This window comes from Vibrio sp. V23_P3S9T160 (assembly GCF_963886625.1).
GTDB lineage: Bacteria > Pseudomonadota > Gammaproteobacteria > Enterobacterales > Vibrionaceae > Vibrio > Vibrio anguillarum.
This window is the reverse complement of sequence record NZ_CAWPDB010000134.1, coordinates 1-12,260: the sequence shown is the minus strand read 5'-3', so window position 1 is coordinate 12,260 and position 12,260 is coordinate 1. Positions and strand designations below refer to the sequence as shown.

The 12,260-nt window shown below is 45.6% G+C and carries 12 protein-coding genes; 5 read left to right on the top strand and 7 right to left on the bottom strand.

The features are described 5' to 3' along the window. Positions 1 to 88 precede the first annotated feature (88 nt). The 7 genes from ushA to hemA all read right to left on the bottom strand — a co-directional run bounded on the left by ushA (position 89) and on the right by hemA (position 7,445). On the bottom strand, positions 89 to 1,750 hold the full coding sequence (gene ushA, locus AACU59_RS11355; protein ID WP_069212142.1) for a bifunctional UDP-sugar hydrolase/5'-nucleotidase UshA: 1,662 nt from the start codon (positions 1,748 to 1,750) through the stop codon (positions 89 to 91). A 360-nt stretch (positions 1,751 to 2,110) separates the two neighbouring features. Next, positions 2,111 to 2,962, bottom strand: a complete 852-nt coding sequence (gene kdsA, locus AACU59_RS11350) for a 3-deoxy-8-phosphooctulonate synthase (RefSeq protein ID WP_026028071.1) — start codon at positions 2,960 to 2,962, stop codon at positions 2,111 to 2,113. A gap of 22 nt (positions 2,963 to 2,984) precedes the next feature. Further along, the gene (locus AACU59_RS11345; protein WP_094144681.1) at positions 2,985 to 3,794 is read right to left on the bottom strand and encodes a SirB1 family protein; all 810 of its coding nucleotides are present in this window, start codon (positions 3,792 to 3,794) and stop codon (positions 2,985 to 2,987) included. 18 nt (positions 3,795 to 3,812) lie between these two features. After that, positions 3,813 to 4,196: a SirB2 family protein gene (locus tag AACU59_RS11340; protein WP_013856268.1), complete on the bottom strand. Its 384-nt coding sequence runs from the start codon at positions 4,194 to 4,196 to the stop codon at positions 3,813 to 3,815. Next, the gene (gene prmC / locus AACU59_RS11335) at positions 4,181 to 5,062 is read right to left on the bottom strand and encodes a peptide chain release factor N(5)-glutamine methyltransferase (RefSeq protein ID WP_017045760.1); all 882 of its coding nucleotides are present in this window, start codon (positions 5,060 to 5,062) and stop codon (positions 4,181 to 4,183) included. Before prmC ends, AACU59_RS11340 begins: the two co-directional genes overlap by 16 nt. Positions 5,063 to 5,066: 4 nt before the next feature. Then, complete coding sequence (prfA, locus tag AACU59_RS11330; RefSeq protein ID WP_013856266.1) at positions 5,067 to 6,155, bottom strand: peptide chain release factor 1; 1,089 nt, start codon at positions 6,153 to 6,155, stop codon at positions 5,067 to 5,069. Positions 6,156 to 6,185: 30 nt separating this feature from the next. Continuing rightward, positions 6,186 to 7,445 carry a glutamyl-tRNA reductase gene (gene hemA / locus AACU59_RS11325; RefSeq protein ID WP_047687796.1) on the bottom strand — a complete coding sequence of 420 codons (1,260 nt, stop codon included), beginning with the start codon at positions 7,443 to 7,445 and terminating at the stop codon, positions 6,186 to 6,188. A gap of 161 nt (positions 7,446 to 7,606) precedes the next feature. Here hemA and lolB point away from each other — a divergent pair, with 161 nt between their 5' ends. From lolB to ychF, 5 genes are all read left to right on the top strand, one after another. Continuing rightward, positions 7,607 to 8,239 (top strand): lipoprotein insertase outer membrane protein LolB, encoded by a 633-nt coding sequence (lolB, locus tag AACU59_RS11320; protein ID WP_017045762.1) that lies wholly within the window; start codon positions 7,607 to 7,609, stop codon positions 8,237 to 8,239. After that, positions 8,236 to 9,108 (top strand): 4-(cytidine 5'-diphospho)-2-C-methyl-D-erythritol kinase, encoded by an 873-nt coding sequence (gene ispE, locus AACU59_RS11315; RefSeq protein ID WP_088732771.1) that lies wholly within the window; start codon positions 8,236 to 8,238, stop codon positions 9,106 to 9,108. The genes lolB and ispE overlap by 4 nt, the downstream gene beginning before the upstream one ends. 29 nt (positions 9,109 to 9,137) lie before the next feature. After that, on the top strand, positions 9,138 to 10,082 hold the full coding sequence (locus AACU59_RS11310; RefSeq protein WP_010320509.1) for a ribose-phosphate pyrophosphokinase: 945 nt from the start codon (positions 9,138 to 9,140) through the stop codon (positions 10,080 to 10,082). A gap of 149 nt (positions 10,083 to 10,231) precedes the next feature. Beyond that, a complete protein-coding gene (pth, locus tag AACU59_RS11305) occupies positions 10,232 to 10,822 on the top strand; it encodes an aminoacyl-tRNA hydrolase (RefSeq protein WP_013856262.1) in 591 nt (196 codons plus the stop codon). 10 nt (positions 10,823 to 10,832) lie between these two features. Next, positions 10,833 to 11,924 carry a redox-regulated ATPase YchF gene (ychF, locus tag AACU59_RS11300; protein WP_013857965.1) on the top strand — a complete coding sequence of 364 codons (1,092 nt, stop codon included), beginning with the start codon at positions 10,833 to 10,835 and terminating at the stop codon, positions 11,922 to 11,924. Positions 11,925 to 12,260 lie beyond the last annotated feature (336 nt).

The following is a 12,260-nucleotide window of genomic DNA, read 5'->3' as shown; positions in this document are numbered from 1 at the left end:
ACCATTAGTGCCGATAAAAAAGCGATGCCTAAGCACCGCCTTTAGTTAAAATGATTGCTCACAATGAGTCAAACTCTTTATCGCGCTATCACTTATAGACAATTTCGCCCGCTGGCGCATATTGGTTCACATCAATTGGACTGTGTGCTTCGAGGTAATCTTTCAATACTTCCGCGTCCACAAAGCCTGTATTGACATAACCTGGGTGATCGGAGATTTTTGGATAACCATCACCACCAGCTGCATTGTAGCTAGGCACGGTGAAGCGATACGTTTCGTCCAAACGGAGCTGCTTATCACCAATAAAGACGTTCGATACCTTACCATTGGCCACTGTCATCGAAATCCCCGCGAATTGTACATAAGCGCCAGAATCAACAGGTTTGGTCGCCACTTCATTGAGGTAATCCAACACTTCAGCCCCGGTCATATCGGTATAAGTGAGAATATTGGCAAAAGGTTGTACTTTAAGCACATCTTTATAAGTGATTTTTCCTGCATCAATCGAATCACGCACGCCGCCAGAATTCATCACCGCAAAGTCGGCTTTTGCACGTTCCATATGAGAAAGTGCAATCAAACGGCCTAAATTTGTTTGTTGGAAACGCACAACGTTGCGATCCCCTTCTAACTTGCCATTACTTTGTGCAATGACCACATTCAGTTTCTCTTGACCTTGTTCTTGATATGGGCGCAAAAAGTTAAGCATTTCTGGATCTTCAGCGATTTGATCTTGAATCAGTACGCGCTTACTCTCGCCATTCACTTTCACTTTTTTCTTCAAGTTTACGGGGATCAGGTTGTAGCTCACCATGTTCAGTTCACCATTACGGAATTCGTAATCCGCACGGCCAACATACTTACCCCATTCATGCGCTTGCACTATGTAAGTACCGTTTTGCATATCAGGCTTACATTCATCTCCCGGATGGAAGTTTTTCTTCACCACATTAGGGCCTTCCATGCAGACAGGCTCTTGAGAGTGGCCGCCGACGATCATATCGAGAGAACCTTCATCCAAGTATCGTGCAAGCGCAACATCACCCGGTGCATTCACACCACGTTGACCATTTTCATAATGGCCCATGTGGGTAACGGCAAAAATAAGGTCCGGCTTTTCCGTTTTCTCAATTTCTGCGATCAGTTTTTTCGCTTCTTCTTTTGGATCTCTAAACTCAATACCACCAATGTATTCAGGGTTGCCGATTTTAGCGGTATCTTCAGTCGTTAAACCGATAACCGCTATTTTTACGCCCTGTTTATCAAACATTTGGTAGGCTTGGAATAGACGTTTTCCGGTCGCTTTATCGTAAATGTTGGCCGACAGCATTGGGAAATTCGCCCACTCTTTTTGCTTAAACAGAACCTCGAGCGGGTTATCGAATTCATGGTTACCTAACGCCATCGCATCATAACCAATCTTGCTCATACCTTTAAAATCAGGCTCTGCATCTTGCAGATCAGATTCAGGAACTCCGGTATTAATATCGCCACCAGAAAGAAGCAGTACGCTGCCGCCTTCAGCTTCAATATCAGAGCGAAGATCGTCGATCAGCGTTTTACGTGCAGCCATACCATACTCGCCATATTTGTTTTGCCAGAAACGACCGTGGTGGTCATTAGTGTGTAACACGGTGAGTTTATAAGTCGTATCTTCTTTCCACTCATGAGTGGGTTGAGTTGCGCAACCCATAAGGGCTGTAAGAATAGCCGCGCTGAGCGCTGTTTTTAGAATAAGACGTTGTTTCATTATCATACCTTTGAACTTGAAAAATCCACTGCTTGTGAGGGGGAGGTCATGGTCAACGTTGCAAACACAAAATCAAGCCATACCAATAAACTTGACCCAGTTTAAATTAACATCTCAAAGGTGACAGATTGATTTCATATTTATGTAGAATTGATCACTATAAAATCAATTCAAAAATGTAACGGTTGCCACAGGTTACACGTGAAATTTTAATGGATCACAGGCAATCGTTTTCTTTCCTAAAAACGAAAAAATAAGGAAAAGTGAGCACTTAGACAAGATAAACAGGTTTGGGAAACATTCGATAAAATTTGACCACCTTACGGTGGCCAAATTATGAGTGGTAGATCCAACAAAAAATCAGCGGATATCGATATGAGCAAAGCTCTTGATCAAATCATCTAACGCTTTCATTTGTGCGAGGAAAGGTTCAAGTTTATCCAAAGGCAGTGCCGATGGACCATCGCAACGCGCTTTATCTGGGTTTGGATGCGCTTCAATAAAAAGGCCCGCAATCCCGGCAGCAAGACCTGATTTTGCTAACTCAACTGTCTGTTCACGACGCCCACCAGAAGCTGCGCCAGAAGGGTCGCGCATTTGCAGTGAATGGGTCACATCAAAAATAATTGGGCTGCCGTTTGATACTTTTTTCATCACACCAAAACCCAACATATCAACGACCAGATTATCATAGCCATGGCAAGCACCACGTTCACACAAAATCACTTTGTCGTTGCCGCACTCTGCAAATTTTTCCACGATATTGCCCACTTGGCCAGGGCTCATAAATTGTGGTTTTTTCACGTTGATCACTGCACCTGTTTTCGCCATCGCTTCGACAAGGTCAGTTTGACGAGCAAGAAACGCTGGCAGTTGAATCACATCAACCACCTCAGACACAGGCTGAGCTTGAGCTTCTGTGTGCACGTCAGTGATGATTTTGACGCCAAAGGTCTCTTTTAGCTCTTGGAAAATTTTCATTCCCTCTTCCAAGCCGGGGCCACGATAAGAGTGAACAGAGCTGCGGTTTGCTTTATCAAAAGAAGCTTTAAACACATAAGGGATGCCGAGTTTATCGGTCACTTTCACGTAATGCTCACAGATTTGCATCGCTAAATCACGGGATTCAAGGACGTTCATTCCAGCAAACAGAGTAAACGGTTTGTCGTTAGCAACGGGAATATCACCCACGTGGACGATTTTTTGTTCCATTTTATTCTCTCTCATTTAGCGGTTAATGCAGCGTAATAGCTTCAAAGCTTAATGCATTAACTTGATTTTTTAATAACTCAGCCGCCGGATCATTCGGACAATGATCAATAAAGTATTGATAATCGGATAAGGCAATTTGGTGACAATCCAGTTGCTGATAGATAAAGCCGCGATCGCGGATTTCATACGGATCATCAGGAACAAAAGTCAGCGCTAAATCAGTACAACGCAGCGCTAAGGTATAACGCTCTTCTCTTAATAGTGCGCTCTTTAGTAGTGCCAACCAACGACCGATCACCGTCGGATTATCTGTCACTTCCAAATGACTCGATTTCAGCTGAGACAAGACCCCTTTATGCCCAACTAACCACGCTTGTAGTATATGTAATGAGACGGTTTCACCAGTAAAAGGGTTAATATAAATCGGTGATTCATCGCACCAATGCAACTGCAATAAAAACTGTGTGGGAAAGGTAATACCTTGTAAAGGAAAGCCTAGCTTGCGCGCAAAATAGAGCAACAGCGCACCTAAACTGACGGGAATACCTTTGCGGTGCTGCAATACTTTATCGATGAAGGCATTACGTGAATCAAAATAAGCCTCTCTGTCACCGCGAAAACCCCATTGTTGGTAAAACAGATGCAACAACGCTTCGAAACGCTGTTTTTCATCCTGTTCATTAGCTAACTCGTGTTTTGCTTGTGTAAGCAAACGGGCCAACTCTTGGCGTGCCCATTCATCCTCAGTTTCAGGATTGACGGCCTTGTTTAAGATCAGCGCCCCTTCCACCAATTCCATTGCATCAAAATCTTCATCGAACCATTCAAACATAATGCCGCTCGGATGCTGTTAGCCTAAAAACATAGCCGTTTTTACGATGGCGATTTTTCCCGCCATAGCAAGCCAACCTAATGCGCCCAAAAAAGCAAAGGTACGCAACAGCTTATTCCTACCCAGTTTGAGCGCAAAGAAGCCCAGCGCAATGTACGCCATCACACAAGTCAGCTTCTCAGTTAACCAAGGTGCGGCTGGGGTAAATGGGATAAAACCAGACATCACAATCAACGCGATACCCGATAACAACAACAGCGAATCGTTAATATGAGGAAAACGTTTCAAAAAAGGGTGTTGCAGCCATTTGGAATCCATCATCATCAAGGCATAACGTACCGACAACAATAGTGCACTGATCGCAATGGTCAGTAGATGAAAATGTTTTAATCCTTCGTACATGATGCTCTCTCTTCTGAGTGCGAATATTGACCCAGTGTCACTCGGTCATTACCCGCATAATCCTTTTCTGTCACTACATGGTGATAGCCGAGTGACTCAAATAACGCTCTGACTGCCGCCCCTTGATCATAACCATGTTCAAACAGCAGCCAGCCTTGTTGCTGCAAATAGTGACGCGCATTCTCTGCAATGTGTTTAATGTCAGCCAAGCCTTTGTCTTTGGCCACCAGCGCACTTAAAGGCTCAAAACGTACATCCCCCTGCGTGAGATGGGGATCATTTTCTTCAATATACGGTGGATTGGAGACAATTAAAGCAAACTTTGTACCGAGCTTTAAAGGTTCAAACCAACTACCTTGTAAAAATGTGACATTGGTAATAGTTAAACGCTGCGCGTTTTCCAACGCTAAAGCTTGCGCTTCTGGGCGTAAGTCGATACCAACCACATGACGTTCAGGTAACTCAGACGCTAACGCTAATGCGATTGCGCCAGTTCCTGTGCCTAAGTCCAAAATATCCCCTTGCGTCTGCTGGCTTTTTTCTAACGCAATTTCAACCAAACGTTCAGTATCCGGCCGAGGAATTAATGTCGAAGGCGAAACTTTCAGTGGCAGCGACCAAAACTCACGTTCCCCGACCAAATAGGCCACAGGCTCCCCCGTCACTCGACGCGTAATCAGCGAGCAAAATTGCCGTGACTGCGTTTCGCTCAAGGTCTTTTCAGGCCAAGTCAGCAGATAAGAACGTGGTTTATCCAGTACATGGCAAAGCAGCACCGCTGCATCCACAGAAGGCGAATCACTGCCGCCTTCTTGGAGTTGAGCAATCGCGGCTTTCAACGCATCATCAATACGAGATAACGTCATGAGATCAGTGTTGATCGGCAAGAGCGGCAAGTTGGTCTGCTTGATATTCTTGAATGATTGGATCAATCAAGCTTTGCAGATCCCCTTCCATCACTTCATTAAGACGATAGATGGTTAAGTTAATACGATGATCGGAAACGCGGCCTTGCGGATAGTTGTAAGTACGAATACGGTCGCTACGATCACCAGAACCCAGTAGGTTACGACGAGTATCGGACACTTCGGCTGCGCGCTTCGCTTCTTCCGCTTGTGCAATACGAGCGGCCAATACGGCCATCGCTTTGGCTTTGTTTTTGTGCTGTGAACGCTCGTCCTGACACTCAACTACCGTGCCTGTTGGTAAGTGGGTAATACGGATCGCAGAGTCGGTGGTGTTTACGTGCTGACCACCCGCGCCCGATGAGCGGAAAGTGTCAATTTTCAGATCGCTAGCTTTAATTTCTGGAATTTCTGCTTCAGGAATTTCGGGCATGATCGCGACGGTACAAGCGGAAGTATGCACACGACCTTGAGATTCCGTGGCTGGAACACGCTGTACGCGGTGACCGCCTGATTCAAACTTAAGCACACCGTAAGCGCCATCACCACTCACTTTAGCAATCACTTCTTTATAGCCACCATGCTCAGCATAACTAGCGGACATAATTTCGATACGCCAGCTCATCTTCTCAGCATAACGGCTATACATACGGAACAGATCGCCAGCAAAAATACCCGCCTCATCACCGCCCGCCCCTGCACGAATTTCTAAGAAGCAGTTGCGATCATCGTTCGGATCTTTTGGTAGCAGCAGAATTTGCAATTCATCAGTGAGACGTTCGATCGTCGCTTTGGCTATTTTGATTTCCTCTTGAGCCATCTCACGCATCTCGGCGTCTTCTTCTTTGGTCATCTCTTCCGCGGCAACCAAATCCTCTTGCGCTTGTTGGTAAGCTTGGAAGCATTTAGTGACTTCCTCAAGCTGAGAGTACTCTTTTGACAAAGTACGGAATTTGTTTTGATCACTAATTACGGTAGGCTCGCCAAGCAGGCGCTGAACCTCTTCGTAACGCTCAACAAGGGATTCAAGCTTAACTAAAATCGACGCTTTCATAGTTTCTTCTTTAATTCGGAGTGACGGATATTATCGAGGGTCGTCAAGACCCAAACTTTGTCTAATCACGGCCAATTTAGCCGGTTCACCTAACTCGGCAGCGCTTTGCAATGCTCGGGTTGGTGTGTGGATCAATCGATTGGTGAGTTTGTTACTTAACTCAAGTAACACTTTTTCAGGATCGCCCCCTGCAGCCAGTGCCTGCAAGCTTTTGCTGAGCAATTCTTGACGAATTTCGTTGGCCGATTGACGGTATTCTCGGATGCTGTCTACTGCTTGCAAGGAGCGCATCCAGCTCATAAAGGCAGCGCTCTCTTCACTGACAATCGCTTCAGCTTGAATGGCTTCAACTTTACGCTGTTCCATATTGCTGTCTACAATCGACTGAAGATCATCAACCGTATACAGATAGGCATCGTTTAAATCCCCGACCTGCGATTCAATATCACGAGGCACGGCAATATCAATCAGTAACATGGGTTGATGGCGGCGCACTTTAATCGCACTTTCTACCATCCCTTTGCCAATAATCGGCAGTGGGCTGGCGGTTGAACTGATGACGATATCCGCGTGAGCGAGATAGTCAGGTATCTCATTGAGTGCAATCACTTCAGCGTCAAACTGCTGTGCAAGCCCCATCGCTCGCTCGCGGGTTCGGTTGGCGACTATCATACGTTTACATTGATGACTTGCTAAATGCTTCGCAACCAGTTCGATGGTTTCACCCGCCCCAACCAACATTACCGTTGAATCAGAGAGTGATTCAAAGATCTGCTTTGCCAACGTACAAGCAGCATAAGCCACCGAGACCGCACTGCCGCCTATTTCGGTTTCGGTGCGCACACGCTTAGCTACCGAGAATGCTTTTTGAAATAGTTTCTCAATCGCTGAATCAGCCGCGTTATGCTCGCGAGCATCCGCATAGGCTTGCTTCACCTGCCCTAAAATCTGCGGCTCACCCAATACCAGTGAATCCAGACCACAAGCCACTCGCATCAAATGACGAATAGCGGCTTGTTCTTCGTGTACATACAAACTCGGTTTAAGATCTTCAGGATTCACATGATGGAACTGAGACAACCAATCGATTAACTTACTTTTGCTCGATGATTTTACATCACAATAAATTTCCGTGCGATTACAGGTAGAGACAATAACGCTACCTTGAACGCTGGAACTGGACGCAAGTTGTCGCAAGGCTTCTGATAATTTATCAGGACCAAACGCCACTTTCTCTCGCAGTTCTACCGACGCTGTATTGTGATTTATTCCAATAGCAAGCAAGGACATCTATAGAGGTTTCTCGGTTCAGGAAATGTAAATAGGAGCCGAATTTTACTTGATGCCCTGTTTTAATGAAAGGGCAACAGGGATTTGTTTTCCCGACTTCGTGATATCAATGATATAGTGAGGCGTTTTTACGGCCTTCACTGTGTAAATAATGGGCAGATATGACACGCGCAAATAGACTGATTTTAACTCTCCTCACTCTGCTAACACTCTTTGGTTGCACAAACTTACCCTCAACAAGGGTCGAGAGCGTCGGCTGGCAGCAACACCAACAGCAATTGCAAACGATCCGCGAGTACCAAGCCAGCGGAAAACTCGGCTATATATCACCACAACAGCGCCAATCCCTCAATTTTCATTGGCAAAAAAACGCCGACCATAGCCAGCTTCGTCTCTCAACATTTTTAGGGCAGACCGTTTTAAATCTCTCCATCTCGCCGCAGGGCGCCCAGGTCAAAACATATGATGATCAAATCATCGATGCGCAGAATGCGGATGCTTTAGTTTACGAGTTAACTGGGTTATCGATCCCCATTGAGCAGCTACAAGATTGGCTGCTTGGGCTGCCAACCGAGGCGGATGGTTTTCAATTGAATCAAAATAATTTGTTGGCATCGTTAGATAAACAGCTAGGGCTTAGCCGCTGGCACTTGGAATATTTGAACTACCAAGCTTATCCCTTCGTCTCAACATCCGCTTCTTCCACTTCAGTGCCACTTCCGGCCAAACTGAAGCTGACTCAAGATCAAGTTTCATTAAACCTCGTCATTTCAAAGTGGACCCTAACGCCATGATTTGCACCCCAACCCACTGGCCATCACCCGCTAAGCTCAACCTGTTTCTGTACATCACCGGGCAAAGAGCCGACGGATATCATGAATTACAGACACTGTTTCAATTTCTCGATTTTGGTGATGAGTTAACCATTACCGCCAATCAGTCTGGCGAAATAACTCTCACACCAGCCATTGCTGGCGTTGCGCTACAAGACAACTTGATTTGGAAAGCGGCCATCGCCTTACAAAAGGCAAGTGGATGCCGCTATGGCGCGAGCATTGAATTAAATAAAGTTTTGCCAATGGGAGGTGGCATCGGTGGCGGCTCTTCCAATGCTGCAACCGTGCTTGTTGCACTGAACTACTTATGGCAAACCAATTTATCACAGCAAGAACTCGCTACGCTCGGTTTAACACTCGGGGCGGATGTTCCCATTTTTGTCCATGGCTTTGCCGCATTTGCTGAAGGCGTAGGTGAAAAACTGACCCAAACCGAACCAAAGCAAAAATGGTATTTGGTGGTTCGGCCTAATGTGAGCATTGCAACGAAAGATATTTTCACTCATCCCCAATTGATAAGGAACACGCCAAAACGAGCGCTAGCAACGCTTCTCGAACACCCTTACGAAAACGATTGCGAAAAAATTGTCCGAATGCTGTACCCAGAGGTTGATAAGCAACTTTCATGGCTGCTACAATACGCGCCGTCAAGATTGACTGGGACGGGATCTTGCGTTTTTGCCGAATTTTCTAGCAAAGTAGAAGCGGAAGCTGTCCTTGCCAAGCTCCCTGACACAGTCTTCGCGTTTGTCGCCTTAGGGTGTAACATTTCGCCACTGAAAAAGACTCTGGCTGAATACCAATTCGCCAACACCCGACCTATTTAAAAACTGGACGCAACCCTGAGGTTTCCACCGTGCCTGATATGAAGCTATTTGCTGGTAACGCCACACCTGAACTAGCCCAACGTATTGCTGAACGTCTATACATCTCTCTTGGTGATGCTACTGTTTCTCGTTTCTCCGACGGTGAAGTTGCAGTGCAAATCAACGAAAATGTTCGTGGTAGCGATGTATTTATTATTCAATCTACTTGTGCTCCTACTAATGACAACTTAATGGAATTAGTAGTGATGATTGATGCAATGCGCCGTGCTTCAGCAGGCCGTATTACTGCTGTCATCCCATATTTTGGTTATGCCCGTCAAGACCGCCGAGTGCGCTCTGCTCGTGTACCGATTACTGCAAAAGTTGTTGCAGATTTCCTTTCAAACGTTGGTGTTGACCGCGTTTTGACCATCGACCTTCACGCAGAACAAATCCAAGGCTTCTTTGACGTCCCAGTAGATAACATCTTTGGTACGCCAGTGTTGCTTGAAGATATGAAAGCGCGTGGGTTAGAAGATCCTGTTGTGGTTTCACCTGACCTTGGTGGCGTGGTTCGTGCTCGTGCGACTGCAAAAGCATTAGGTGATATCGACATCGCAATCGTTGATAAACGTCGCCCACGTGCCAACGTGTCTGAAGTTATGAACCTGATTGGCGATGTTGATGGCCGCGATTGTGTGATCGTGGATGACATGATCGACACTGGCGGCACTTTGTGTAAAGCCGCTGAAGCGTTGAAAGAACGTGGTGCAAAACGTGTATTTGCTTACGCAACGCACGCGGTATTCTCAGGTAACGCAGCGAAAAATATCAAAAACTCAGTACTAGACCAAGTTATCGTCACAGACTCGATCACCCTATCTAAAGAGATGGCGGCAACCGGCAAAGTGACACAATTAACCTTGTCTAGCATGCTTGCTGAAGCGATTCGTCGCATTAGCAACGAAGAGTCTATTTCTGCCATGTTTAATTAAAACTCAGTTTATTTACTGAGTTTTAAATGCTTTTAAAGCACTTCATTGAAAAATGAAGTGCTTTTTCGTTTGTTATTTTAGCGCCTCGCACCCTTTCCCTTTTGTGTGCTATCATACCGCGCTTTTGATATTGCAAAGAGATCCTAACCTTGAGCCAACCAATCAAACTTCTTGTCGGGCTAGCGAATCCTGGTCCTGAATACGCCAAAACGAGGCACAATGCCGGCGCTTGGGTAGTAGAAGAATTAGCCAGAGTTCATAACGTCACCTTGAAAAACGAAGCCAAATTCTTCGGTTTCACCGGACGTATCGTGGTTAATGGTGAAGATCTGCGTTTATTGATCCCAACAACTTTTATGAATTTATCCGGTAAAGCCGTGGCGGCCATCGCCAAGTTTTACCAGATAAAACCAGAAGAGATCATGGTGGCACATGATGAACTAGACTTACCTCCCGGGGTAGCTAAGTTCAAAATGGGCGGTGGTCATGGCGGGCATAATGGCCTTAAAGACACCATCAGCAAACTCGGCAATAACAAAGAATTCTACCGCCTACGGATTGGTATCGGCCATCCGGGGCACAAAGATAAAGTAGCAGGCTATGTTTTAGGTAAAGCACCCGCCAAAGAGCAAGAGTGCCTAGATGCCGCGGTTGACGAATCGGTTCGTTGCTTCGACATTTTACTAAAAGATGGTCTAACTAAAGCACAAAATCGCTTACATACGTTCAAAGCTGAATAAGGTTACAGTCATGGGTTTTAAATGTGGCATCGTGGGTTTACCAAATGTGGGTAAATCAACATTATTTAATGCACTAACTAAAGCGGGCATCGAAGCAGCAAACTTCCCGTTTTGCACTATCGAACCAAACACGGGTGTGGTTCCTGTTCCAGACCTTCGTCTTGATGCGTTAGCAGAAATTGTAAACCCTCAACGTATCCTTCCGACGACAATGGAATTTGTCGATATCGCAGGCCTAGTGGCTGGCGCGTCAAAAGGTGAAGGTTTAGGCAACAAATTCCTTGCCAATATCCGTGAAACAGATGCGATTGGTCACGTTGTTCGCTGCTTCGAGAACGAAAATATCGTTCACGTAGCAGGCAAAGTATCGCCAATTGAAGATATTGAAGTAATCAATCTAGAGCTTGCCCTTGCCGACCTTGATAGCTGTGAACGCGCCATTCAACGTCAAGCAAAACGTGCCAAAGGTGGCGATAAAGACGCTAAATTTGAAATCACCGTATTAGAGAAGCTACTCCCTGTATTAACGGAAGGTGGTATGGCTCGCACGGTTGAACTATCAAAAGAAGAGCTAGCCGCCGTAGATTATCTCAACTTCTTAACGTTGAAACCAACCATGTATATCGCCAACGTGAGCGAAGATGGCTTTGAAAATAACCCGTACCTTGATGCTGTCAGAGAGTTTGCAGAAAAAGAGAACAATTCTGTGGTTGCTGTTTGCGCAGCCATTGAAGCTGAACTATCTGAACTTGAAGAAGAAGATCGCGCCGAGTTTTTAGCCGATTTAGGCATTGAAGAACCCGGTCTAAACCGCGTGATTCGTACCGGTTACGAACTGCTAACGCTACAAACCTACTTCACCGCTGGCGTAAAAGAAGTGCGTGCCTGGACGATTCCGGTCGGTGCGACGGCTCCGCAAGCGGCGGGTAAAATCCATACCGACTTTGAACGTGGTTTCATTCGCGCTGAAGTTGTGGGTTATGATGATTTCATTCAATATCGCGGCGAAAATGGAGCCAAAGAAGCCGGCAAATGGCGCTTGGAAGGTAAAGAATACATCGTAAAAGATGGCGATGTTATCCACTTCCGCTTCAACGTGTAAATAACTCGTTAATCAGCCATTAATACACCATTAAAGCCGACAGATTCTGTTGGCTTTTTTGTTTTTTTCTCAAAATCAACCTTAGCGACAAGCAAGGAAAAATCAATAAGCTTAATGATTTATTAACCGTTTTTGATCACAAACACGTCTCTTTGTTCAAAAAAAGTTCGAACGGTTGGTTTCAAAGAATTTATTCAAAAAAACTATTGACGCTCTAGAGCCATATCCGCATAATGCGCTCCGTTCTCGACATTAAGGCAAACTTAAAGAGAGAATAAAAATGGCTACGTAGCTCAGTTGGTTAGAGCACATCACTCATAATGATGGGGTCACAGG